Source organism: Achromobacter sp. F4_2707 (assembly GCF_047501535.1).
Classification (GTDB): Bacteria; Pseudomonadota; Gammaproteobacteria; order Burkholderiales; family Burkholderiaceae_B; genus Yanghanlia.
In genome coordinates this window covers 64,139-88,993 of the sequence record NZ_JAZDRJ010000014.1, presented here as the reverse complement: position 1 = coordinate 88,993, position 24,855 = coordinate 64,139, and the positions used below count along the sequence as shown (strand labels likewise).

Below are 24,855 nucleotides of genomic sequence, written 5' to 3'. Positions count from 1 at the left end.
GAGGGTGGGCTGTGCAAAGGCCGTGGTGGTTCTATGCACGTGGCCGATCTCAGCTTGGGAATTCTGGGCGCTAACGGGATAGTGGGTGCGGGGATTCCTATCGCCCTGGGCAGCGCTATGGCGCACCAACAACGTAAAACCGGTGGTGTGGCTGTTGCTTTCTTTGGCGATGGCGCAATGGCCGAAGGGGTGTTGCACGAAACGCTCAATATGGCCGCATTATGGAAATGTCCCTTGTTGCTGGTCTGCGAGAACAACGGCTGGTCAGAGTTCTCTCCGACGTCCAGGCAATTTGCAGGCAGTCTGAAAAAGCTGGCGGATGCTTTTGGCGTCTCTTTTGCTAGCGTGGATGGCAACGATGCGCTGGCGGTGTCTGATGCAGCCCTTAAAGCCTGTAAACAACTGCGCTCCGGGAACGGGCCGTTCGTTCTTGAGTGCGCGACCACACGGGTACGCGGCCATTACGAAGGAGACTCGCAAAAGTACCGTGATAGCAACGAACTTCAGGCGGTACATGAACACGACCCGCTGATTCGAGCACGTACTGCTTTACAGGCAGAAGGGGTTGATACCGAGAGCCTGGATCAAGCCAATATGCAGCGTGTGGCCGCCGCCGTAGAAGCGGCTCGTGCTGACGCCTTGCCCTCATTCGAGAGTGCTCTGAGAGATGTTTATACCCAAAAGATTTCGGAGGTGAACGCATGAGCAGCACAGAGATGCGCTATGTGCATGCCGTGACTCAGGCTTTGCGCGACAGTATGGAAAAAGATCCTGCGGTCGTACTACTGGGTGAGGACATTGCCCATGCTGGGGGCTCATTCAAAGCCACACGCGGTTTGCTGGAGGCTTTTGGTGAAGGTCGTGTGATTGATACCCCCATTTCTGAGGCAGGCATCACCTCGGCGGCCGTAGGCATGGCTCTTACCGGACTCAAGCCGGTAGTGGAAATCATGTTTATGGATTTCATCACGCTGTCCATGGACGCCCTGGTTAATCAGGCAGCAAAAGCTCACTACATGTTTGGCGGCCAGGGTTCTGTGCCGATGGTGTTGCGTACTCCTCACGGCGGCGGCCTGAGTGCAGGGCCCCAGCATTCGCAGTGTCTGGAAGCATGGCTGGCACATATACCAGGGCTGAAGGTGGTGTGTCCCTCGAATCCGCAGGATGTCTACAGTTTGTTGCGTGCCTCGATAGAAGACCCCGATCCCGTGATGTTCATTGAGCACAAAAGTTTGTACGCGCGCAAGGGCGTGGTGGATACCGCTCAGACCGCACGCATAGGCGAGGCAAGCATTGCTCGTGCGGGCCGGGATGTGACCCTGATCACCTATGGCGCCACTGTGAATGTCTGCATGCAAGCCGCTGACAAGCTGGCGGCCCAAGGAGTGGAAGTTGAGGTGGTCGACCTGCGCTCCATTCAGCCATGGGATAAGGCAACCGTTCTGGAGTCCCTGTCGCGTACCCACCGGGCCGTAGTGGTGCATGAGGCCGTGCAGGCTTTTGGTGTGGGAGCCGAAATTGTCGCCACCATCGCTGATGAAGGTTTTGATGAATTGGATGCTCCGGTGTTGCGGGTGGCTGCGCCCTTCATGCCCGCCCCTTTCTCGAGTTCGCTGGAAGAAGGCTACACGGTCACCGTTGAGCGGGTAATTGAAGCAGTAGGCAAGACGTTGGCTTGAACCCTACCTGAGCATGAGCAAGGAGACAAATAATGTCCTATGAAGAGAATTCCATTCTGTGCGAGCGTGTTGGCGCCGTCGGCGTACTGACAATCAATCGTCCCAAGACACTTAACGCTTTGGATACGCCAACGTTGTTGCAACTGGAAGCGGCGCTGACGGATTTAGAACAAGACGACGCCGTGCGGGTGATTGTCATCACGGGTGCGGGTGAAAAGGCGTTTGTGGCGGGCGGTGATATCGCAGACTTGAACAGCCGCCAGGGCCTGCAGCACTACGAAGAGTTTGCCGAAGTCATACACAGGGTCTTTCGCAGGTTCGAAGTCTCCGATAAACCAACCATTGGGGCGATTAATGGCTGGGCCTTGGGTGGGGGAACAGAGCTGCTCTTGACCCTGGATATACGATTGGTCGCTCAGGAAGCGAAGCTCGGTTTGCCCGAGATTAATCTGGGGTTGTTTCCGGGGGCGGGCGGCTCACAACGCATCATTCGTCAGATCCCACTGTGTCGTGCCAAAGAGCTTATGTTCACTGGCAACCAGATTACTGCCCAAGAAGCGGTTGACCTTGGCCTTTGCAATCGCAGCGTACCGCGGGCAGAGCTCATGGAGGCAACCATGAAGCTGGCTGAGCAGATCGCACAGAAATCACCGCTGACACTCAAGCTGCTCAAACGCGCTTTACGCGATGGTGCAGAAATGCCGCTAGGCGCTGCGCTGGCTCACGAGCAGGCCATTATCGGCCTGGTGCTAGATAGCAAGGATGCACATGAAGGCTGTAGCGCCTTCTTGGAAAAGCGTCCAGCGCAATTTACCGGGAAATAAGTCATGCGGCGAGAACTTCTGGTGCCTAAACTCGGGTTGACCATGACAGAGGGCGTATTGCTGGAATGGCTGGTGCAACCCGGAGAAGCCTTCAAAGCGGAACAGCCTATTTTTGTCATCGAATCCGAAAAAGCCGCCAATGAGATTGTCGCGGAAGCTGATGGGGTGTTGCTTGAAATCACCGAACAGGCCGGAGCCACCCTGCCGTGTGGCACGGTCATTGGCTATTGGGATGACGGCCAAGCTGGTGAAGCTCACGATTCAGCCGAGAAAGCAGTGGATTCAGCCGAGAAAGCAGTGGATTCAGCCGCTAAGGCAGTAGCCGAGCCTGCCCCGGCACCGGCTGCGAGTGCGGCAACTCCTGTCGCTGCAGTCAGCCCAGCGGCGACCCCACGCCCGACTGCGACTGGTGGTGCCCGTATCCCGGTGACGCCTTTGGCGCGACGACTCGCAGCCGAACAAGGCATAGATCTCGCAGCCGTTGTCGGTTCGGGGCCTCGTGGTCGGATTCGAGCCCGGGATGTGCAAGCGGCAGCCCAGCAACGAGCCCCAGGCGCGGCACCAGAGACTGTATCCGCTGACGGCTTGAACGGTGTGCTGCGCGCTCCCACCAGTCTTGAGCGGACCGTGGCCGAACGCCTCACCAATGCCAAGCAGCAGGTCCCGCATTTCTACCTGGCCGTCGATGTGGAAGTCAGTGCGGTGGTTGCCCTTCGGGCACAGCTGAATGCCGCCCAGTCGCGCAAAAAATTCACGCTGAATCATTTCGTGCTTGCTGCGGTGGGGCAGGCCTTGCGTGCCATGCCGGAAATTAACCGGGTCTGGACGGATGAAGGGATTTTGACGCTGGACTCAACCGATGTCGGAATGGCGGTTGATACCGAAAAGGGTTTGCTGGTGCCGGTGTTACGCGATGTCGGAAACATGACTTTGGGGCAGATTGCAGATCGTTCCGCCCAGCTGATATCCCAGGCGCGTGAGGGTCGACTGGCCGGCGCCGATATGCGAGGCGGGGCGATTACCGTTTCGAATGCCGGCATGCACGATGTCAGCTACATGGCGTCCATCATCAACCCAGGGCAGTCCATGATTCTTGGCGTGGGCTGCATTCGTGAACTGTTCCGGCCCGATGAAAACGGTCAGCCCGCTATTCATCGTGAAATGGGGCTGGTGTTGTCGGCTGACCATCGAGTGCTGGATGGTGTGACAGGGCTGAAGTTTCTCAAACAAATTGCTCAAAACCTTTCTCAACCCATCGGGATGCTGGTGACGTAATGGCAGATCAGACGCAAGAGTTTGACATCGTAATCGTGGGCGGTGGGCCGGGCGGCTACGTGGCGGCTTTGCGGGCCGCCCAGCTCGGCAAGCGTACGGCGCTTGTGGAGCGTGAAAGCCTGGGTGGCATTTGCTTGAACTGGGGGTGCATTCCTACCAAAGCTTTGCTGCATTGCGCCGATACGCTGCGCAATATACGCCAAGCCGGGGCGTTAGGCATCACCGTGGGTGAGCCGCGAGTGGATTTTGAAAAGATCATTGCGCGTTCCCGTCAGGTTTCTCGTCGGCTGAACGGAGGTGTCACTCACTTGCTTTCCAAAGCGGGAGTCAATGTGCTCATGGGAACGGCGAGCATTCCTGCCGCCGGGCGTGTTCAGGTCGAAAGCAGCGACGGGAGACGTCAAACCCTTCGGGCAGAGCACACCATTATTGCAGTGGGCGCCCGTTCGCGAGAACTGCCCATATTACCTTTCGATGGCACGCATGTTTGGAGCTATCGCGACGCCTTATCGGCCAAGGCATTGCCAAAGTCGTTGATCGTGATTGGGGCGGGCGCCATCGGTCTAGAGTTCGCCAGCTTTTATGCAACGCTGGGTACCGACGTGACCGTAGTCGAAGCCGTTGATCGTATCTTGCCTGGCAGCGATGAAGAAATCAGCCATTTTGTACAGAAAACCATGAGCAAGGACGGAATCCGCTTTCTTACGGGGGCCATTGTGCAGGAGGCTCTGGTTGAAAACGGATGCGTACAGCTTAGGGTTCAACAGGGTGATGCAACCTTGTCATTACAGGCGGAGCGCGCACTGGTAGCCGTAGGCCTGGTAGGCAACGCCCAGGGCTTGGGCCTGGAGAATACGCGGGTGCAGGTGGAAGACGGCTTGGTCAGGGTGGGCGACTGGGGCGCAACGGCTGAGCCGGGTATTTATGCGATTGGCGACGTGACAGGGGCGCCAATGCTGGCCCATAAAGCCAGCCATGAAGGGGTGGCCTGCGTTGAACATATCGTGGGTTTGCGCACAGGTGCACAGCATCCCGTTCCCATGCCGGCATGCGTTTACAGCTATCCGCCGAGCGCCAGTGTGGGGCTGACCGAGGCCCAGGCGCGCCAACAGACTAGCGATGTCCGTGTAGGCAAATTTCCTCTGGAAGCAAATGGCAAAGCTGTGGCCACCGACGCAGGAGCGGGATTCATCAAAACCGTATTCAACAGTCACTCAGGCGAGCTACTGGGCGCCCATCTGGTTGGGGCCGAAGCGACCGAGTTAGTGCATGGATACACCATTGCTGCAACGCTTGAAACAACCGAGGCAGAAATAATCGACACTGTTTTTCCTCACCCCACCATCAGTGAGGCGATGCATGAAGCCGTATTAGCAGCGTACGGACGAGCCTTACATCACTAGAGCGGCAATCTATACCTATATACAAAGGAGACAAACATGAAAGTATTTAAAAGAACAATTGGCGCTGTACTGACAGCCCTGACCTTCGGCATACCACTCTCACAAGCGCAGACGGCAGACAATGTAGATCTCGACTCCGGACAGATGCGCATTATTGTTCCCTACTCGGCGGGGGGTACCTCAGACATTCTCGGCCGCAAACTAGCGCAAAAACTGGGGAAACGTTTAGGACAGCAGGTCATTGTCGATAACCGTGCAGGAGCGGGAGGCTCCATCGGAACGATGGCAACCGTGCGTTCGGAGCCGGACGGCCGAACCATCCTTTTGCATAGCGGAGCCATTGCAACCGAGCCGGCAATCAAGTCCGACCTGCCTTACGACTCCACCAAAGACCTCACCGCCGTGACCACTGTGGTAAGAGGGCCGTTTGCTTTGCTGGTCAGCAATGCACTGCCGGTCAACACCGTTGAGGAATTGCTGGCGTATACCAAGGCCAACCCCGGAAAAGTGAACTTTGGGACGCCGGGGGTCGGAACTTCCGTGCATTTCGCCACAGAACATTTCAAAGTGGCCTCTAAGGCGGAGATGACCCATGTTCCGTATAAGGGAGCGAGCGCAGCACTCACTGCCCTGATGTCCGACGAAGTACAGGTGGTGATCGATCCCCTTTCTACCGCGAAACGTTATGTGGAAACGGGAAAGATGAAAACCTTGGGCTTAACCACAGCCCAGCGCAGCGATCTTTGGCCAGGGATGAATACCGTGGCGGAAGCAGGTGTGCCCGGGTATGACGCTTCGGTCTGGTACGGCTTGTATGTACCTTCGAAAACGCCCACCGCAGTCGTCGAGCAGCTGAATAAGGAATTCCGTGCCGTGCTGGAGGATGCGGAAATGCGTGAATGGTTGACTTCTCAGGGTCTGGAACCGGTGGGCGATACGCCAGCCGAAGCACAGGCTTTCCTCGTCAAGCAAATTGAACACTGGATTGATCTCGCCAAGACTGCGGGCATCCAGGTCGACTAACGACAGGGCGTCCGCCACTGAGGTTGGCGGGCGCCCCACCCATTGGATACAAAGAGGAGCACCATGGACTTTCGACTGAATGATGAACAACGCATGATGATGGATACCGCCCGCCAGGTCGGTGAGCGTTTTGGCCTTGAGTATTGGCGCGAGCACGATACCCAGAAAGCCTTTCCCCAGGAATACTGGCAAGCCGTTTGTGATGCCGGTCTGTCAGGGGTTGCATTGCCCGAAGAGCACGGTGGTAGCGGTCTGGGCATGATGGAAATGACCTTGATCGTTGAGGCGCTTGCAGCCACTGGCGGCGGCTCCACTGTCGGACAGTTGTTCATGATCAACCCGATTTTCGGCGGTGTGTCGATCTCTCGCTTCGGCAACGAAACGATGAAACGGGAACTCCTCCCCAAAGTGATCAGCGGCGAGATGAATTTTTGCATGGCGCTGACCGAGCCGGATGCTGGCACCAACACCTTGGAAATCAAAACTTTTGCTTCGGAAGATGGCGAAGGCTGGCGTTTAAACGGCCGCAAGGTGTGGATTACCGGTGTGGAGTCAGCCGAAAAGATGTTGGTGATCGCCCGCACCAAGAAACTGCAAGACGCCGAGTCGCGCACCGATGGCTTATCCATGTTCATGATTGATGTGAAGCGAGAAGGTCTCACTCACACCCCAATCGAAAAACTGGGGACTTGCACCCTTGATTCAAGCAGTGTGTTCTTTGACAACGTACGGGTTGAGCCGGATGAACTGATCGGCACCTTGCACAAGGGCTGGCGAGAGCTCTTGGAAGTGCTCAATACAGAACGCATGGTGACCACAGCGGGTCTTGTGGGCACCGGTGAGCTAGCGATCAAGCTGGCGGTTCAATACGCCAACGATAGAAAGGTGTTTGGAGACCGCGCAATTAGTAGCTACCAAGGGCTGCAATTTCCGCTGGCGCAGTGTCATGTCGAGGTCGCTTCCGCACGCTTGCTCAATTACTGTGCCGCGACAAACTTTGATATGGGGTTGCCCTACAGCAATGAAGCAAATGCAGCCAAGCTAATCGCCGCTCAGGCAGTCGGGCGCGCGACGGAACGGGCCATGCAGACCATGGGTGGAATGGGCTACGCCAAGGAATATCACGTTGAGCGCTTGTGGCGCGATTGCCGTTTGTTCCGCTTTGCTCCGGTGTCCGAAGAGATGTTGCTGAATTACGTCGCCAACCATGAGCTCAACATGCCCAGGAGCTATTAAGAACGAGCGCAAAAGGAGCAAGCATGCTTTCAGTTACAGCAAGTGTGGCCTGGTGGGCGCGTGTCCAGCCGGAACGTCTGGCATTGGTGTACGGGGAAAATCGGCTGACATATGGTGAGGTTCAGCAGCGTGTTGTCCATGGAGCGGCTTTCCTGCAGAAGCAGGGAATAAAAGCAGGCGATGTGGTTGCTTTGCTAATGAAGAACAGCACTGCCTTCCTTGAACTGGCATTGGCCGTTTCTTATATCGGGGCTGTGCTATTGCCGCTGAACTATCGCCTGGGTAAGGATGAAGTCGACTACATCACCGGGCATGCGGGCGTGAAGCTGCTTTTTGTTGATGCGGAACTGCAGGAAATCGTTCCGGAGAGACTATCTGCAGTGGTCGTCGACGACGCTGCACAAGCGGATAGTCGTTGTATATATGATGGCCAGGCATTCCCGCTACCTGCCCCCCACGCTGTCCGCCCGGAAACATTGTGCAGGCTGATGTACACCAGCGGTACGACAGACCGCCCCAAAGGGGTAATGCACAGTTACGGGAATATGGCGTGGCGGTGTCTGGACCATATTGCCGCACTGGGTCTGAACTGTGACGACAAGCTTTTGGTGGTTGGGCCTCTGTATCACGTGGGGGCACACGACCTGCCTGGAGTGGCGTTATGGGTGGTCGGCGGCGCTCTCGTGGTGGAACGGGAGTTTGATGCGGTGCGCAGCCTGAGCTTGATTGAAAGCGAAGGGGTGACCGGTGCGTGGATGGCTCCCGTCATGTTGAATCGCTGCCTCTCTGTTCCGGAACCTTCACGTTTTCGGCTTCATAGCCTGAAATGGCTGGTAGGCGGTGGAGAACGCACCCCTGAAGAGCGTATACGGGAATTTAACACGGTCTTTCCGCACGCGCGCTACGTAGATGCCTACGGTCTGACGGAAACCTGTTCGGGCGACACCATGATGGAAGCAGGGCGCGAGATCGAAAAAATCGGTTCCACCGGTAGGGCGATGCCCAACGTGCAGTTGGCCATTATGGATGACGACGGGAATGCGTTGCCGCCGGGTTCCCAGGGGGAAATTTGCCTGCGGGGCCCCAAAGTTACCCAAGGCTATTGGCGGGATGAAGAAAAAACTCTTTCCAGCTTTCACGGCGAGTGGTTCCGTAGTGGCGATATGGGGTATCTCGACGAGGAGGGCTTTTTGTTCCTCACTGACCGGAAGAAAGACATGATAGTCAGTGGCGGTGAGAACATTGCTTCATCAGAAGTTGAGCGGGTGCTGTATGAAATGAACCAGATCGCCGAAGTGGCAGTAGTCGGGGTGCCGGACCCAAAGTGGGGGGAAGCGGTCGCAGCGGCTGTCGTGCTTCGGGCAGGGCAAGACCTGAGTTTGGAGGAGTTACGCGAATACTGCCGCAGAAAGCTGGCGGGGTTCAAGGTGCCCAAGCATTTGTTTTTATGTGAGACTTTGCCGCGCAACCCTTCGGGCAAAGTTTTGAAGCGGGAACTTAGGGAAAAGCTGACGCAAGGCTAATGACTCGATGTCGTGAGATCAGCAAACAATCCTACTTGGAAACGGAGGAAACAACGATGAAAATCAAGAAAATGATTCGCCCTGCACGGGTGATGGGGGCAGTGGCTGCAGCAATTTCCATGTTTGCTGCGACAAGTGCACTGGCGGACGAGTCTTGGCCTCAGAACCCTGTGAAGGTTTATGTTCCCTATACGGCTGGGGGGCCGGTGGATACCGTGACACGTCTGCTGATGGAACACGTGGCTAAGAGTATCGACCAAACCATCATTATTGAAAACAAGCCGGGAGCCAACACCCAAATCTCCACAGCTCAGCTAGCGCGAGCAACGCCTGATGGCTACACATTCGGAGTTGTCCCGGTTGCCTACACCACCAATCAAGTGCTCTTCGAGAAGCAACTCTATCAACCGTCGGATTTCACCGCTGTCAGCCACATTGTCGATATTCCGCTCTTTCTATTTGTGCCGAAAGATCTGCCCGTCAACAATGTCAAGGAACTCGCAGATTGGTCGCGTGAAAACAAGCCAAGCTATGCTTCGACCGGAGTCGGGTCAACGGGCCATCTATTGGGTGAAAGTTTCGCCATGACGGCGGATTTTGAAGGCACACACGTTGCCTATAACGGCAGTGCTCAGGCCATGCCGAATCTCATAACAGGGCTGGTATCTTACTTTTTTGATCCTGCAACGGGCGGCATGCCACACGTTGAGTCGGGTAAGTTGAAAGTGTTGGCTGTCAGCCTGCCAGAACGCTGCGAATGCGCGCCTGACGTTCCAACCATGGCGGAATCCGGCTATCCGGACATTGTGCAAAGTTCTTGGATCGGCCTGTTGGCCCCCAGCGGGACGCCCGACGCAATTGTCCAACGCATGTCCAGCGAGATTGCAAAAGCCTTACGACAGCCTGAGTTTGTTGAACGCTTGCAGACTATGGGTTTCGGTGCTGTGGGAAGCACACCGGAAGAGCTTCAGGCTTTGATTGACCGCGACCTTAAGGTTTATGGAGAGATCGCACGCAAGGCTAACATCAGTTTGACCAACTAAAGTCAGCCCTGTTTTGCCGAAGCCGCGCTGTTGATACAGCGCGACTTCGTAATTTACAGCGTGGCCTCGGTCCCCAGAATGGCGGTGGCCTGGCTGGACAATGTGCCGCCGTTACCATTTACCAGGGCAAGTTCAGCACCCTGAACCTGACGTTCGCCGCATTCGCCACGCAGCTGGCGGACGGCTTCGATCAGGATGAAAATGCCGTACATGCCCGGGTGGACGCATGACAAACCGCCCCCGTTGGTATTGACAGGCAGCCGGCCTCCCGGGGCAATGGCACCCCCAGAGACAAAGTCGCCTGCCTCCCCCTTTTTGCAGAAACCCAAGTCTTCCAAGAACAGCAGCGTATTGATGGTGAAGGCATCGTAGACTTCAACAACATCAATATCAGCAGGGCCAACCCCTGCCATTTCATACGCCAACTTGCCCGACTGCTGGGCTGCAGTGACGGTGAGGTCTTCCATGGAAGAAATCTGGCGGTTCCACACGGCGGTGGCATTCCCCAGCACATACACAGGTTTTTGCTTGAGTGATTTTGCACGGTCGGCGCGCACCAACACAAAAGCGCCTGCGCCATCGGTGACCAGGCAGCAATCACGTACGGTGAGTGGATCGGACACCATGCGGGCGGAAAGAACATCGTCAATGCTGAGCGGGTCGCGCATCATTGCTTCAGGATTCAATTGAGCCCACTGGCGTGCGGCCACTGCCACTTCGGCCAGATGTTCACGTTTCGTGCCGTACTGATGCATGTGGCGCGCTGCAGCCAGCGCGTACGAGCTAAGCGGAGGCAGCGGGTTGTAAGGTGTTTCGTAGGGCTGTGGGTCGAGCATGCGACGCGCCTTGCCGATTTCTGCGCGGTTCAATGTGCTGGTGCGCTGGGTGCTGCCATAGCATACGAGCACGGCATTGCACTGGCCGGATTCCAGGGCATGAATGGCTGGCATTAAATGCGCAATAAAGCTAGAGCCCCCCAGCATCGTGCCTTCGATAAAAGTGGGTTTGATGCCCAGGTGCTCGATCACCGGCATAACCCACATCGACGCCGTCACGCTGGCGGTGGCGATGCCGTCGATGTCTTGCATTGTCAGGCCGGCGTCCTCGACCGCGCGGTGGGCCGCCTGAACCAGAATTTCCATTTCGGTGAAACCAGTCGCGTTACCGATTCCTGCGTGGCCGACACCCGCGATGGCGGCACTTCCTCTGAGGCGTTTATCGATCATCGCGCTGTCTCCGGATTAAAAACCACCAGTTTGCCTTCGTCGCCATCGACGACTGTGGCTTGTACTTTCATGCCAATCGTGACAGCGTCGGGAGACACGCCCTCAACGCGGCTCATCATGCGCACGCCCTCGGCCAGATCAACCAAGGACACGTTGTAATCTCCGCCATGCTCTGGCTTGCGGCGCACAGTGGTGGTCGAATACACCGTACCGCGGCCCGAAGGTGTAAACCATTCGAGTTTGTTCGAGCCACAATGTGGGCAGATCATGCGGGGGTAGAAAATGGCTTTCTCGCAGCTTTGGCAGCGCTGAATAATGAAGTTGCCTTGGTCGAGCTGCGTGCGGTAGTGGAGATCGGCGCCCGTACTTAACGCGTCGTCTCCTCTATTATTTGAAGTTGTGGATGACATGTTGATAATGCTTGGTTGCAAGAAAAATACTTTGCCTTAGTGTCTCTGCGAAAGCGTTTGTTGGCAATTTCATTTGTCGGAAGACAGGCTTCCGCTATGGTTAATGGCCGTTGAGCGGTGTTGCAGGTAAGCTAGGAGTTAAAACACCCACTTTCAAACTGGACTATGGTGCTTTAATTCTTTAAAGCAAGCGTATGACTCACGTATATCAGCATATCGAATTTTCCTATCGCGACGGTGTCGGGCACATTGTTCTGAATCGTCCCGATACGCTTAATAGCTTTACTCAGATCATGCACGAAGATATTCGCGCGGCGCTCACCTTTTTGGAATCGCGCGAAGATTTGCGAGGCTTGATCATCACCGGAACAGGGCGGGGTTTCTGCGCCGGCCAAGATCTCTCCGAGCGCAAGCCTTTGCCTCCGGGGCAGAAACGTGACTTGGCCGAGGGGTTGGATAAAAACTATCGGCCACTGGTGCTGCGGTTGCGGGCGCTTCCCGCTCCCGTCGTATGTGTCGTAAACGGTGTGGCGGCCGGAGCAGGGGCCAGCGTGGCCTTGGCTTGCGACATTGTCATCGCCGCGAAATCAGCAAAGTTCATCCAGGCGTTTGCGAAAATCGGTTTGGTGCCAGATGCCGGCGCCACCTATGTCTGGCCGCGTTTGGTGGGTACTCAACGTGCCATGGCTGCTGCAGTGTTGGGCGAGCCCGTAACCGCTGAGCAAGCAGAACAATGGGGGCTGATCTGGCGCTGTGTTCCCGACGAAGCACTGCAAGAGACTATTCAAACCATGCACGACAAGCTCGCCAATGGAGCGACGCGGGCATTGGCCGCGACCAAGAAAGCCCTGTATGCGGCGGCTGAAAACTCTTTGGTCGAACAGCTGGAAGTGGAGCGCGCCCTTCAGCGCGCCATGGGCTATACGGAAGACTATCAAGAAGGCATGCGGGCGTTTGCCGAAAAGCGTGCGCCGCAGTTCTCTGGCCGCTGAAAATCGCTTAGCAATCATGCTATTGTCGGAAGTTTGTTTGTCTACGTCTTTGGAATAAAACAGTGAGTGAACGCAAAGCCCCACTTGATGGGATAAGAGTTCTGGATTTGTCTCGAGTGCTGGCCGGGCCGTGGTGCGGTCAGAACTTGGCAGACCTGGGTGCTGACGTGATTAAGGTCGAACGACCGGGTGCGGGTGACGATACCCGTGGCTGGGGGCCTCCCTACCTGAAGGACGCTGAAGGTAACGATACGACTGAAGCGGCCTATTACCTGAGTGCTAACCGAAACAAGCGATCCATTACCATCGATATCGCTACGCCAGAGGGTGCCGAACTGGTGCGCCAAATAGCGGCGAAGTGCGACATTCTGCTGGAAAACTTTAAGGTTGGCGGGCTTAAGAAATACGGCTTGGATTACGAAAGCATTAAAGCCATTAACCCCAAGCTGATCTATTGTTCGATCACAGGTTTTGGCCAGACCGGTCCGAAGGCGCCGCTGCCTGGCTACGACTTCATGGTTCAGGGCATGGGCGGCCTGATGAGCATTACCGGCGAACGCGACGATCTCCCCGGCGGCGGCCCACAGAAAGCGGGCGTAGCCGTGACAGATCTCTTCACCGGCATGTATGCAACGGTAGCTGTGCTGGGTGCGCTGCAAGAGCGCAACCGTAGCGGCCTGGGCCAACACATTGATGTCGCCTTGCTGGATTGCCACGTCGCAATGTTGGCTAACCAGACTCTGAACTACATGACCTCAGGCGAGGTGCCGCAGCGCGCTGGAAACGCACACCAGAATGTGGTGCCGTACCAGGTATTTGCGGCCAGCGACGGCCACCTGATCGTTGCTGTAGGTAACGACAGCCAGTATCGCGCTTATTGCGAAGTGATGGGCCGCCCCGATCTCGGAACCCATCCGGACTACGCGACCAACAGTGCGCGGTTGCGCAACCGTAAGGTATTGATCGCCAAGCTTGAAGAAATTATGAAAACCCGCACTCGTGACGATTGGATTAACGCGTTGCAAGGTGCGGGCGTGCCGAGTGGACCGATCAATAACATCAAGCAGGTTTTTGAAGATCCGCAAGTCAAGGCGCGTGAAATCTGGCGCACCATGCCGCACCCCGTTGCGGGTACGGCACCTACCACAGCCAGCCCAATTCGTTATTCAGAAACCCCTGTGCAATACCGCATGGCGCCTCCGATGCTGGGTCAGCACACAGAGGAAATTCTTGAAGAGCTCGGCTTGAAACAACCACAGGAAAGTTAATTCGACTTTCTGACGACGGCCCCTGAATTTCAGGGGCTTTTTTTGCTGCCGGAAGAGGAGGGTGTTCCCATTGGATACCACTTCAGGCATGTTGGAAATACACATAAAACACTTGGAGAAAAACATGCAAAAACTTACACGACGCAAAGTGATTGCCGGCTTGGGCATGACGGTTCTCGGGCTGGCTGTGCCTTTTTCCGCCACCTGGGCTGATGAAGCCTGGCCGACGCGGTCGGTGAATTTCATCGTGCCATTCCCGGCGGGTGGTCCGGTCGATACCTCGGCGCGTTTCGTGACGAAACCACTGGGTGAAAAGTGGGGGCAGTCAGCCGTAGTGGACAACCGTGCGGGAGCAGGCGGTATTGTTGGGGCGCGTGCGGCGCTTAAAGAAAAACCGGACGGTTATTCTTTCTTCTTCCCGGCCATTCATCACGCGGTCTTGCCCAGTTTGCGTCAGGATCTCGGTTATGACATTCAAAACGATTATGAGTTGGTTGGCACCGTTGCGCGCTTCCCAATTATCTTAGTCGTTCACCCGTCGTTGCCCGTCACCAATGTGGTCGAGCTGATTGAATACGCCAAGGCCAATGATATTTCCTTCAGCTCGTCAGGTACGGGCGGGGGCACCCACTTGGCGGGTGAATTGTTTAACAGCATGGCGGGTGTGAAGATTCAGCACGTGCCATACCGTGGTAGCGCGCCGGCCATGCAGGATCTCGTCGGCGGGCAGGTTCAGGTGATGTTTGCCGATGCCCCTTCGGCGCTGCCGTTTATCAAGTCAGGGCATATCCGTGCCCTCGGCGTTGGCAACCCCGAGCCTTCCAGCTTGGCGCCGGATGTTCCGCCTATTGCCGAGGCGGGAGTGCCAGGTTACGAGGCGTATTCATGGACGGCCTTGGTCGCACCTAAAGGCACGCCTGCAGACATTGTGAAAAAGGTGAATGCTGACCTCAGTGAGATTCTTAACGACCCGCAAATCGGCCCTGCCATGGCCGCGGCTGGTGCAGAGCCCATGCCAGGTTCGCCGGAAGATTTTGCACGCTTCCTCGATAATGAAATCAAGAAATGGGGCACGGTCATTCGTGAGGCCAACATCACGATTGAGCAATAGTTAAATCTAGTCAGCAATAAAGAAAAGCCCGATGCAAGCGTTTTGCTTGCATCGGGCTTTTTGCTGGCGCTACAAAGTAGCGCCACAAGCGGCACACGAAATGGGTGCGGCTTATTGGTTTTCGAGGATCTTTGCCTGCTTGATGACTTCATCCCACATGGCGTACTCGTTCTTGGCGCGGTTCTTGAGCGCTTCACCGTCGCTCAGTGCAATGGTGTAGCCGCTGGCGTCCATTTGCTTGACGAAGGATTCGTCTTTTGCGATTTTTGTCATCGCTTCGTGCACACGAGTGATGATGGGCTGAGGGATATTGGCCGGGCCGATCAGAGCGTACCAGCCGGTCACTTCGTAGTCTTCGACACCCGCTTCAATCATGCTCGGAACGTCCGGCAGACCGGCATTACGCTCGCGGGAAGTCACGGCCAACGGGCGTACCTGACCACTTTCGATAAAGGGAATAGCGGTGCTCGTGATGTCGAACATAAAGGTGATTTTGCCACCAATGACGTCCACCATTGCGGGCGAGTTGCCGCGGTAGGGAACGTGCAACATTTCTGTGCCGGTCTTTTGTTTGAGAAGTTCAGCCGACAGGTGGTTGGAACCCCCTACGCCGGCAGAACCGAATGACACGGCACTGGGGTTTTTCTTGGCGTAGTCGATGAGTTCCTGAATGTTGGTAACAGGCACGTCCTTATTGATGACCAGCACGTTGGTGTAGTTCACGAGCGTACCGACGTAACTGAAGTCCTTGTCGTAGTCGATCGTGTGCGCACGCTGAATCAGGGGCGTGATGGTCATTGTAGGGCTGGCAACAAAGTTCCAGGTGTAGCCGTCGGGCGTGGCGCGTGAGGTGGATTCAGCAGCAATCATGCCGCTGGCGCCGGCGCGGTTTTCTACCACGACGGCTTGATTCAGCTCAGCGCTCAGATATTTCGCGAATACACGAGCAGTCGTGTCCACCGGGCCGCCCGGAGCATAGCCGACTACGAGTTTCACTGGCTGAGTGGGCCAGTTGTCTTGCTGAGCGTATGCGCTGCCAGTGGCCAGCATGCAAGCAGTGAACAGTGTGAGAGCTTTGAGTTTCATGGGGGTCTCCTTTGCGGACATTTGGATTTAAGTTGGTTAGCGGAGTTACAGCTTTTGTCGCCAGACGTATGAGTACGCTAAAACTCAAACGCCCTTAGGGGGTCTTTGCGGATTTTTCCACTGGTGGTTGTGGGAATGGAATCGATGTGAATGAAGCGGGAAGGGCGCTTGTAGGGCGCAAGGTGTTGGGCCAAATGCTCGCGCAGCGCATCAACGTTGATATCTTCAGGGCGTTCGGTTTCGTAGAAGGCGATAATTTCTTCGTTGCCGTCGCTTTCTTTTTTGCCCACAACAGCAGAAAGCCGAATGCCCGGGAAAGCGTTGATGGCCGCTTCGACTTCCAGCGGATACACGTTAAACCCGGAGCGGATAATGAGGTCTTTGGAACGACCCGTCAGGAACAGGGCGCCGTCGGCGTCGATATGGCCGATGTCACCGGTACTCAGCCAGCCTCCTGGCAACAGGGCTTGAGCCGTTTGCTCAGGGTTGCGGTAGTAGCCCAGCATGACGCCGGGGCCGCGGATAAGTATGTCGCCATCCTCGCCCGCCGTGGTGATGGGTCGGCCCTCTTTAACAATGCGCAGCTCTACCCCTTCTACCGCATAGCCGGCTGAGGTATCGCTTCGCGGAGCGTCCGCGCGAGTAATAAACATGGACCCGGCATATTCGGTGATGCCATAGCCGTGATGCATGGGTTGGCCGAACAACGTTTCTATTCTTTCCTTCAACGCCGGGTCGAGCGCCGCCCCTCCTGTATAGACATAGCGCAGTGCAGGTGCCTGAACCTGCTGGGCATCGGAAACGACGTCGAGCAGGCGCACATACATGGTGGGCACGCCTTGCAGAATGCTGATGCCGGGCGCGACAAGTGCAGCCAGCAGGTCGTCGACGTCAAAGCGCGAGCGCACCACCAAACTGGCGCCCGCCTGGAGTGTGGCCATCAAGACGGTTGCGATACCGAAAATATGCGACATGGGGAGCGCGGCATAGGCAATGTCGCGGCCTGACAATTGCCTTGAGGCAGCCGATACACGGGCGAAGTGCAACAGGCCTTTGTGGGTTACCATGACGCCTTTGGGCGCGCCGGTAGTTCCAGATGTGTAAACCAGCATGGCAACTTGTTGCGCAAGCTCGGGGCTTTCAGGCTGCGCGTTAGGCCGGTATACAGCATAGCTGCAGGCATCGCGCAAGCCCTGGGCCTTGCAAGGTTGGGCGGAATACTCTTCTGCATGGCGTGCGGCGGCGGGTGAGCACTGCTTTGTGAAGACGATCAAGTGTGGTTCGCAGTGCTCGGCAATGCTGCGGATCTCGCCAGCGCTAAGGCGGGCGTTCACGCTGACGGGCCACGCGCCCACAACGCTGCAGGCGAACATGAGGGCGATATGTTCGGGGCAGTTTTCGCACGCCAGCATGACTCTGTGCCCGGCCTGTACGCCTTGTGAGCGCAGCCAGGCGGCAGCAACGCCTACATGCTGCCACAGCTCACCATAGCTGATGGGAGCGTGGTTTTCAGGGTATAGGGAAATGGCGTCTGGTTGTTTCTCGGCCTGCTTTTGCAGGACTTCATGAATGAATTGCATTCTGGTTTTATGGTTTTAGCTGCATGTTCATTGGGAACTGTTCGGGTGAGACCAGCTCCCAGGTTACATTTTAGTTTCAACGCAAACCGGCAATCTGGCAATTCAGATTTCATGAAGAGTGTCTTTGGTTCATGAGTACACAGAGCGGGCTGAGTCGGACCGGCTCTTTTTATGATTGCATTCTGAGCCTTTATTCGGTGTTGATGAAGCGGGGCTTCTGAAAAGCGATATTGATTATGGCAGGACTAGATGGTTACAGTACGTCCCAAAGGAGTATAGGACTATGGACTTAACGTGGAACGAGCAAGAGCTCGCGTTTCGTAAAGAAGTGAGGGAGTTCGTCGAGGCAGAACTCCCCGCTGATATTCGCGAGAAAGCTTTCAAACATCAGCGCCTAACGAATACGGATTACATCCGTTGGCACCGCATTCTGGCCAAAAAGGGCTGGGGGGCGCCAACTTGGCCCGTAGAGTTCGGCGGTACGGGCTGGGGCCCGCTGCAGCGGCTGATTTTTGAGATTGAAAGCTTCAAGGCTGGCGCGCCGCGCTTGCTGCCTTTCGGGCTTAGCATGATCGGGCCCGTGCTCATGAAGTACGGCAGCAAAGAGCAGCAGGAACGTTTCCTGCCACGCATGCTGACGGTCGAGGACTGGTGGTGTCAGGGGTATTCCGAGCCGGGATCGGGGTCGGATCTCGCATCGCTCAAGACTCGCGCAGTCAAAACAGCAGATGGTTACGTGGTGACAGGCCAAAAAACCTGGACTACGCTTGGCCAGTACGCCGACTGGATGTTCTGCCTTGCACGTACCGACCCAGATGCCAAGCCGCAGCGCGGCATTTCCATGTTGCTGATTGACATGCGGCAGCCCGGTGTCACGGTCAGGCCGATTCACACGCTGGATGGCGGCGCGGATGTCAACGAAGTCTGGCTTGACGAAGTCAAAGTCCCATTCGAAAACCTGGTTGGCAACGAGAATGAAGGCTGGACCTACGCAAAATACCTGCTGGGCCACGAGCGCACGGGTATTGCTGGCATTGGCCATTGTTATCGCGAGCTCAAGATTCTCAAGAATCTTGCGGCGACTACCATTAAGGATGGCAAGCCTGCCGATCAGAATCCACGTCTGAAGGAAAAAATCATCCGTCTTGAGATCGACATTCGCGCTCTCGAGATGCTGTTGTTGCGTGTGGCTGCCAATAGCGCGCAGGGGCCAGGGCCGGAAGCCTCTATTCTCAAGGTCCGCGGGTCCGAGATTCAACAAGACCTCGCCATGCTGCAAATGGAAGTGATGGGTGCCAATTCATGGCCATACGATTTCGCTTGGATGGAGCCGGGCGCCGAGTTTGAAGGTCCGGGGCCGGATTTCGCGGCTGCGGCATCAGCCGGTTATTTCGACATGCGCAAAACCTCGATTTACGGGGGCACCACTGAGGTGCAGAAGGGCATCATCGCCAAGATGATTCTCAGCGCATAAGAGCCCAATCTTCAATTTCACGGATGGCGAATCATGGATTTCACCTATAACGAAGAACAGCGCATGCTGACCGACAGCCTGCGCAGGTTAATGGCCGACGGATGGGCCTTTGAACAACGTCGCGAACGTGCCGCTCAAACCGAGCTGAACACAGCTTCCTGGCAATCGTTGGCGGATGTCGGTGTAACAGGGTTGATCGTGCCCGAAGAACACGGTGGCTTCGGGGAATCTCCCGCAACGCTGGTTGCTACTCAGCTTGAGCTGGGTCGCGGTCTGGTGGCTGAACCTGTTATTCCCAGCGCTGTGATTTCAACCGCATTGCTGGCTCACAGCGACAACGAGGCGGTTCAGGCGGAATGCCTGCCCTCAATGGCGGGCGGCGAGCTGGTGTTGGCGCTGGCCTATCTGGAAGGCGATCAGCACAACAGTCAAACGCCTCAAGCCACACAAGCCAGCAAGGGCGGCGCAGGTTTTGTGCTGAACGGTGCTAAAAAGCTGGTATGGGCAGGTGGCCAGGCACACAAGCTGATCATTTCTGCGGTCCTCGACGGCGAAACCGCCTTGTTCCTGGTTGATGGCAACGCGCAGGGCCTGAGCCGCAACGACTATCCCACTATGGATGGTCAGCGCTGTGCTTACATCACCCTCGATGGGGTTGAGGTTGCCGAGCAAGCTTTGATTGCTCAAGGAGCGGCTGCGGAAGCTGCTCTGGACGCAGGCATCGGTTATGGTGTGCTGGCGCTGTGTGCGCATGCCGCCGGCGCTATGCAGCGTCTCGTCGAGATCACTGCCGAATATCTCAAAACGCGTCAGCAGTTCAAGCGTCCGCTGGCAGATTTTCAAGCCTTGCAGTTCTATCTGGCAGACATGCTGATCAAACAGGAAGTCGCTATTTCCATGGCATACGTGGCTGCAATGGGTTTGGGCGAAACCGATGCGGAGGAACGCCAGCGTCTGCTTTCCTCGGCCAAGGTCGCCGTTGCCGAAGCAGGGCGTTTCGTTGGCCAGACGGCCGTTCAGCTGCACGGGGGCATTGGTGTCACTCACGAGCTGGAAGTGGGCGATTTCTTCAAGCGCCTGACTTTCGCTGATTACCTGCTGGGCGATTCAGATCATCATCTGAACCAGTTGGAAGCCTTGTATCAGCAGGAGGACTAAACTACTGCTATACACGCGCAGGCCTCAATTTAAAATGGGGCCTGCAAAAGAAATAGCGGCGCATAATGGCGCCGCTATTTCTTTTTAAGTAGGCGTGGGTAACGCCTGAGAAACCGCTTTATTTAATTAGATATCGCGTTTCATCAGTTGCTTGCCGATCACCATTTGCTGAATTTGCGTGGTGCCTTCATACAGGCGCAGCAGGCGAACGTCGCGGTAGAAGCGCTCTACCTTGTATTCGTTGATATAGCCTGAGCCACCGTGAACTTGCACGCCGCGATCGGCAACGCGACCGACCATTTCGGTAGCGAACATTTTGGCGCAGGATGCTTGCATGCTGACTTCGGGGTCATGGGCGCCGAAGGGCTTGGCATCATAGCTTTGGGCCACCGATTTAACCAGCGACCACGCGGCTAGAATCTCTGCCTGGCTGTCTGCCAGCATTGCCTGAACCAGTTGGAAATCGCCAATGCGCTGGCCAAACTGCTTGCGTTGTTGGGCGTAGGCGATGCTTTCGTTCAGAATGCGGTTGGCCATGCCGCAGGCTACGGCGGAAAGGTGCAGGCGACCGCGATCCAGCACTTTCATGGCTGTCTTGAAACCTACGCCGGGTGTGCCGCCAATGATATTCGCTGCGGGTACACGCACTTCGTCCATATTGACGTCGCAGGTTTTGGTGCCGCGTTGGCCCATTTTTTTGTCGGGTTTGCCTAAGGTCAGGCCAGGCAGGCCGGCGGGTACGATGAAAGCGGAGATGCCGCCTGCGCCCGGGCCGCCAGTACGAGCCATCAGCGTGAAGGCATCCGCACGCGGAGCATTAGTGATGAAACGCTTGGTGCCGGTGAGCAGGTAGTCGCTGCCGTCGGCTACGGCGCGTGTTTTGAGTGCACCGGCATCGGAACCCGCATCGGGTTCGGTGAGCGCAAACGAAATAATCATTTCGCCGCTAGCAATACGGGGCAGATATTCGGCTTTTTGCTCAGGAGTGCCATCCATCAGAATCCCTTGCGAACCGATGCCGATATTGGTGCCTGCAACGGAGCGGAAGGCGAGGGCGGTGTGGCCCAGCTCGTAAGCAACTTCGCACTCTTGCGCCATCGTGAGGCCGATGCCGCCGTACTCTTCAGGAATCGACAGGCCGAACAAGCCGAGTTCCTTCATGTCAGAGACGATGTCCTCGGGGACTTCATCGTGCTCTTCTACATAGTCTTCGGCAGGTACAAGCCTTTCCTGAACAAAGCGTTGAACGCTCGACTTCAGGAGCTGAAAGGTTTCTTGATCAAGGGACATAACGTGGAATTTCCTGTTAGCGGCCTGAACGGCCGCAGTATTACAAATTGTGCGGCCGGAAAGGCCGCGTAGTTGCACCGGAGTAGAGGAGCTAGGCGCTATTTTACGCTCCGATGCAACTACTGATACCGCCCCTTTATTTCTTGGGGCTGTATTTGGCGGGATCGATCTTGGAATAGACCTGCTCCCAGTATAAATCGCGCAGGTCATCAGCACTCTGGATGTTGGCATTGGCGATGAGGCCTTGCCACTTTTCGATAAGACCCAGCATGACTTCAGCCTTACCCTTCAGGTTTTCAGCATCCAGTTTGTATTCATCAGCGTAGAACTGGGGGACGTATTCCAGGTCTTTCTTAATGAATTCCTGGGATTTTGCAAGCAGGTCGGGTTGAGCCTGAATGATGTTGAGCCCCCGAGCCTCGGCTTTCTTCATATCTTCCGTGGCCTGTTGTTGATACAGGTAGGTGATTTGAGCAGCCATCACAGAACCAGCCTTCAGGAACGCTGCTTTTTCCTCAGTCGAGAAAGCGTCCCACTTCGACTTGTTCAGAGTGGAAGAACCCCCTGCTGCATACAGGCCGCCGGGAACGTCGGTCGTGATGTTCTTCACAACTTCGATCAGGTTGAAGTTGGTGAGTTCGGTGGGCGACAGGAACGCGCAGTCAACGACGCCTTGGCTCAGTGCTTCGTAGACCTCACCGACGGGCAGTGAGACAGGCTGTGCGTTGAAAGAGCGAGCCCAGCGGGCCCATGGAGCGCCGGAAGTGCGCAGGCGCTTGCCTTCGACCGCCGCAACCGTGTCAATGGGGTCGTTGCAGAACATGACGTATGCCGGCGTCGACACAACGCTGGTGTACACCTGGTTGTTTTTGCTGAATTCGTCCTGACATTCGTCGCAGTTCAGCATAATGTATTCCAGCATGGCGCCGGAATAGGCATAGCCTTCTTGGCCCGCGATCTTGTCATCCAGCGCGGTGACCATGCTCAGGTCGGCAGCCATATTGGAGAACGGGTAGTCGGAGGGGCTGTAAGCAGTCAGCAGGTAGCCGATGTCTGCCAACCCTTTACCGATACCTTCAGACATTTCGCTGTGGTTGAGTAGCGAGAGTTCGAAAATACGGACACGGTGTTTTTTGTCTGTATATTCCTGCACCGCTTCTGCGTATTTTTTGGCCGCTTCAATCGGTGCGCCGGAAGGGAAGCCCAGGGCAAAGCGGAATGTGTCGGCAGCAGCGGGTTGTACCGCAACAGCCGAAACCAAGGCTGCGCCAATCAGGCCGGCCAAGTGTTTTCTTGTACTCATTGATAACCTCCTTAGGGTGAGAGTGCAAATGCTCTAAAAAAAACGAGAGACAGCGTGTTATTAGTTGCCCATTAAGTCAGGCAGATACATGAGGATCTCTGGGCAGGCGATGAAGATGCCGACCAGGATTAGATCCATGACGAGGAACCACAAAATTCCTCGGAAAACTTGCGAGGTTGTTACCAAGTTACCCACCACGCCTTTGACAACGAAGACGTTCATTCCGACTGGAGGGGTGACCATGCCGATCTCCAGCAGCTTGGTGAGGACGATGCCAAACCAGATCAGGCTGAACCCGGTGCTTTCGATTAAGGGCAGAATGATGGGCAGAGTCAGCAGCATGCAGCCAATCGGCTCCAGGACCATGCCCAGTACCAAGTACAGCACGACAACACCCAGCATGATGACAATATCGCTGGCATTTAATGACAGGATTAAGTCTGATAGGTAGTCGGAAGCGCCCGAAAACACCAAGAAGCGGGTCAGCAGGCTGGCACCTACAGCAATGATGAGCAGGGCGCTGGTTGTGGTCAGGGTTTCGATGGCAGCCTGTTTGAAAGCATGCCAGCTCATATGACGCTTCAGGATGGCAACCAGACACGCGAGCGTGGAGCCGATAGCACCGGATTCAGTCGGGGTGAAAATGCCGGCAAACAAGCCACCGAAAATGCCAATCATGATCATGAAGACCGGCCAGGTATCTTTGAGCGAGGCTATTTTTTCCTGAAACGGAATCTTTTCACTCGCATCGGGGGCCAATGCCGGGTTGATTTTCACCCGAATGAGAATGATCAGAATATAGCTCAGAGTGGTAATAACGCCTGCGGCAATACCACCCAGGAACAGCTTCGAGATTGAGGTCTGCGCAATCACCCCATAAAGAATCATGATGATGGATGGCGGAATGAGTGCGCCAATCGTTCCTGCGACAGCAACGGTTCCGGTCGCCAGGCTCGGGTCATAGCGATAACGCATCATTTCGGGTACGGCGATGCGCCCCATTGCGGCTGAGCAAGCAATGGATGAGCCTGAAACCGCTGCAAACCCGGCAGAGCCGACCACAGACGCGATTGCCAAACCCCCAGGCACGCCGGATAGCCAGGCTCGCGCTGCCTTGAACATGCCTTGCGTGAGCTGCGTGTGGTAGCAGATAAAGCCAAGGAATAGAAACAGGGGGACCGAGCTTAACGTCCAACTGGAGGCAAAGTTGTAAGGAATGATGCCCAGGGAGGACATGGCGATATCGAGCCCGACAACAGCCCAAATGCCGACAAAGGACACAGCGATCAGCACCATCCCGATAGGAAGGCGCATAAGAATGAGCAAGAAAAGGATTGCTATGCCGGTAAAGCCGATGGCAACGTCACTCATGACTGCTCTCCCTCTTGCGTTTCTTGGTCTGCACTATTCGTGATGCAGCGGAAGAAGTTCACAAGGCAATACGTACCCAAGAGGAACATGCCGAAGAACAGGATGTAATAGCTGGGCCATGTGGCAATGGTGTAGTCACCTTGCATGACTGAGGTTCCGGATTGATGGTTTCGTACTGCGACGCCGTACGAAACGTAGGCGACCAGATAGGCGGTTGCCGAGATGAATAGTTGGGTGAAGCAGGACAAAAAGCGGTTGAGTGCCGGTGGGAAGTAACCGGAAATTAACTCAATGGAGATGGAGCTTTTGGTCTGCTCGACATAGGCTAATGGCAGGAAGATCGCGATGATCATGTAGTAATGAGCCACGATCGAAATGGTTCCAGGCAAAGGCCGGTTCAACGTAAAGCGAAACACGATGTCTAAAGTGACGTGGATCATCATCAGCACGACGGCGGCACCGCCTATCAATGTGATGAACTGGTTGATTCTTTCTAACCAGGTGTTGATCATCTTCATGGTTAATGTCCATTTCTTAGTACACAGCAACCTCGGGTCAACGGGCTGCGCAAGCCTGGCTT

General features: G+C 55.9%; 22 protein-coding genes. 14 read left to right on the top strand and 8 right to left on the bottom strand.

Translation table 11 applies throughout. The features are described 5' to 3' along the window. The 9 genes from VRY85_RS13705 to VRY85_RS13665 form a co-directional block, all read left to right on the top strand. On the top strand, positions 1–705 hold a 705-nt coding region (locus VRY85_RS13705), incomplete at its 5' end, for a thiamine pyrophosphate-dependent dehydrogenase E1 component subunit alpha (protein WP_414599166.1). Next, positions 702–1,679 carry an alpha-ketoacid dehydrogenase subunit beta gene (locus VRY85_RS13700; protein ID WP_414599165.1) on the top strand — a complete coding sequence of 326 codons (978 nt, stop codon included), beginning with the start codon at positions 702–704 and terminating at the stop codon, positions 1,677–1,679. The genes VRY85_RS13705 and VRY85_RS13700, both read left to right, overlap by 4 nt. A gap of 32 nt (positions 1,680–1,711) precedes the next feature. Further along, positions 1,712–2,503, top strand: a complete 792-nt coding sequence (locus VRY85_RS13695; protein ID WP_414599164.1) for an enoyl-CoA hydratase/isomerase family protein — start codon at positions 1,712–1,714, stop codon at positions 2,501–2,503. 3 nt (positions 2,504–2,506) lie between these two features. Next, positions 2,507–3,778: a dihydrolipoamide acetyltransferase family protein gene (locus VRY85_RS13690; RefSeq protein ID WP_414599163.1), complete on the top strand. Its 1,272-nt coding sequence runs from the start codon at positions 2,507–2,509 to the stop codon at positions 3,776–3,778. After that, positions 3,778–5,181 carry a dihydrolipoyl dehydrogenase gene (gene lpdA, locus VRY85_RS13685; RefSeq protein ID WP_414599162.1) on the top strand — a complete coding sequence of 468 codons (1,404 nt, stop codon included), beginning with the start codon at positions 3,778–3,780 and terminating at the stop codon, positions 5,179–5,181. The genes VRY85_RS13690 and lpdA overlap by 1 nt, the downstream gene beginning before the upstream one ends. 36 nt (positions 5,182–5,217) lie before the next feature. Then, on the top strand, positions 5,218–6,204 hold the full coding sequence (locus tag VRY85_RS13680) for a Bug family tripartite tricarboxylate transporter substrate binding protein (RefSeq protein ID WP_414599161.1): 987 nt from the start codon (positions 5,218–5,220) through the stop codon (positions 6,202–6,204). A gap of 63 nt (positions 6,205–6,267) precedes the next feature. After that, positions 6,268–7,440 carry an acyl-CoA dehydrogenase family protein gene (locus VRY85_RS13675; RefSeq protein WP_414599160.1) on the top strand — a complete coding sequence of 391 codons (1,173 nt, stop codon included), beginning with the start codon at positions 6,268–6,270 and terminating at the stop codon, positions 7,438–7,440. Positions 7,441–7,463: 23 nt separating this feature from the next. Further along, positions 7,464–8,963 (top strand): AMP-binding protein, encoded by a 1,500-nt coding sequence (locus VRY85_RS13670; RefSeq protein WP_414599159.1) that lies wholly within the window; start codon positions 7,464–7,466, stop codon positions 8,961–8,963. 56 nt (positions 8,964–9,019) lie between these two features. Then, a complete protein-coding gene (locus VRY85_RS13665; RefSeq protein WP_414599158.1) occupies positions 9,020–10,006 on the top strand; it encodes a Bug family tripartite tricarboxylate transporter substrate binding protein in 987 nt (328 codons plus the stop codon). A 53-nt stretch (positions 10,007–10,059) separates the two neighbouring features. Here VRY85_RS13665 and VRY85_RS13660 read toward each other — a convergent pair whose 3' ends face one another. Together VRY85_RS13660 and VRY85_RS13655 are read right to left on the bottom strand one after the other, a co-directional pair. Then, entirely contained in the window at positions 10,060–11,232 is a 1,173-nt protein-coding gene (locus VRY85_RS13660) for a thiolase (RefSeq protein WP_414599157.1), read from the bottom strand. Further along, a complete protein-coding gene (locus VRY85_RS13655) occupies positions 11,229–11,642 on the bottom strand; it encodes a Zn-ribbon domain-containing OB-fold protein (protein ID WP_414599156.1) in 414 nt (137 codons plus the stop codon). The genes VRY85_RS13660 and VRY85_RS13655 overlap by 4 nt, the downstream gene beginning before the upstream one ends. 194 nt (positions 11,643–11,836) lie before the next feature. On the opposite strand from VRY85_RS13655, the gene paaG reads away from it, so the two are divergent. The 3 genes from paaG (at position 11,837) to VRY85_RS13640 (ending at position 15,013) form a co-directional block, all read left to right on the top strand. Next, a complete protein-coding gene (gene paaG / locus VRY85_RS13650; protein ID WP_414599155.1) occupies positions 11,837–12,634 on the top strand; it encodes a 2-(1,2-epoxy-1,2-dihydrophenyl)acetyl-CoA isomerase PaaG in 798 nt (265 codons plus the stop codon). Positions 12,635–12,696: 62 nt separating this feature from the next. Then, positions 12,697–13,902 carry a CaiB/BaiF CoA transferase family protein gene (locus VRY85_RS13645; RefSeq protein ID WP_414599154.1) on the top strand — a complete coding sequence of 402 codons (1,206 nt, stop codon included), beginning with the start codon at positions 12,697–12,699 and terminating at the stop codon, positions 13,900–13,902. Positions 13,903–14,026: 124 nt separating this feature from the next. Beyond that, positions 14,027–15,013, top strand: coding sequence for a Bug family tripartite tricarboxylate transporter substrate binding protein (locus VRY85_RS13640; protein WP_414599153.1), 987 nt, complete (start codon positions 14,027–14,029; stop codon positions 15,011–15,013). A 111-nt stretch (positions 15,014–15,124) separates the two neighbouring features. On the opposite strand, the gene VRY85_RS13635 is transcribed toward VRY85_RS13640, so the two are convergent. Beyond that, complete coding sequence (locus VRY85_RS13635; RefSeq protein WP_414599152.1) at positions 15,125–16,099, bottom strand: Bug family tripartite tricarboxylate transporter substrate binding protein; 975 nt, start codon at positions 16,097–16,099, stop codon at positions 15,125–15,127. 77 nt (positions 16,100–16,176) lie between these two features. Then, positions 16,177–17,679: a class I adenylate-forming enzyme family protein gene (locus tag VRY85_RS13630; RefSeq protein ID WP_414599151.1), complete on the bottom strand. Its 1,503-nt coding sequence runs from the start codon at positions 17,677–17,679 to the stop codon at positions 16,177–16,179. Between the two features lie 283 nt (positions 17,680–17,962). On the opposite strand from VRY85_RS13630, the gene VRY85_RS13625 reads away from it, so the two are divergent. Both VRY85_RS13625 and VRY85_RS13620 read left to right on the top strand, forming a co-directional pair. Further along, complete coding sequence (locus VRY85_RS13625; RefSeq protein WP_414599150.1) at positions 17,963–19,153, top strand: acyl-CoA dehydrogenase family protein; 1,191 nt, start codon at positions 17,963–17,965, stop codon at positions 19,151–19,153. Positions 19,154–19,186: 33 nt separating this feature from the next. Continuing rightward, positions 19,187–20,311, top strand: coding sequence for an acyl-CoA dehydrogenase family protein (locus tag VRY85_RS13620; RefSeq protein ID WP_414599149.1), 1,125 nt, complete (start codon positions 19,187–19,189; stop codon positions 20,309–20,311). A 126-nt stretch (positions 20,312–20,437) separates the two neighbouring features. Here the strand turns inward: VRY85_RS13620 and VRY85_RS13615 are convergent, their stop codons facing one another. The 4 genes from VRY85_RS13615 to VRY85_RS13600 form a co-directional block, all read right to left on the bottom strand. Next, positions 20,438–21,601, bottom strand: coding sequence for an acyl-CoA dehydrogenase family protein (locus VRY85_RS13615; RefSeq protein WP_414599148.1), 1,164 nt, complete (start codon positions 21,599–21,601; stop codon positions 20,438–20,440). Between the two features lie 136 nt (positions 21,602–21,737). Beyond that, positions 21,738–22,904 (bottom strand): C4-dicarboxylate TRAP transporter substrate-binding protein, encoded by a 1,167-nt coding sequence (locus tag VRY85_RS13610; RefSeq protein ID WP_414599147.1) that lies wholly within the window; start codon positions 22,902–22,904, stop codon positions 21,738–21,740. 60 nt (positions 22,905–22,964) lie between these two features. Next, positions 22,965–24,275: a TRAP transporter large permease gene (locus tag VRY85_RS13605; protein ID WP_414599146.1), complete on the bottom strand. Its 1,311-nt coding sequence runs from the start codon at positions 24,273–24,275 to the stop codon at positions 22,965–22,967. Further along, a complete protein-coding gene (locus tag VRY85_RS13600) occupies positions 24,272–24,793 on the bottom strand; it encodes a TRAP transporter small permease (RefSeq protein ID WP_414599145.1) in 522 nt (173 codons plus the stop codon). Before VRY85_RS13600 ends, VRY85_RS13605 begins: the two co-directional genes overlap by 4 nt. Positions 24,794–24,855: the final 62 nt, after the last annotated feature.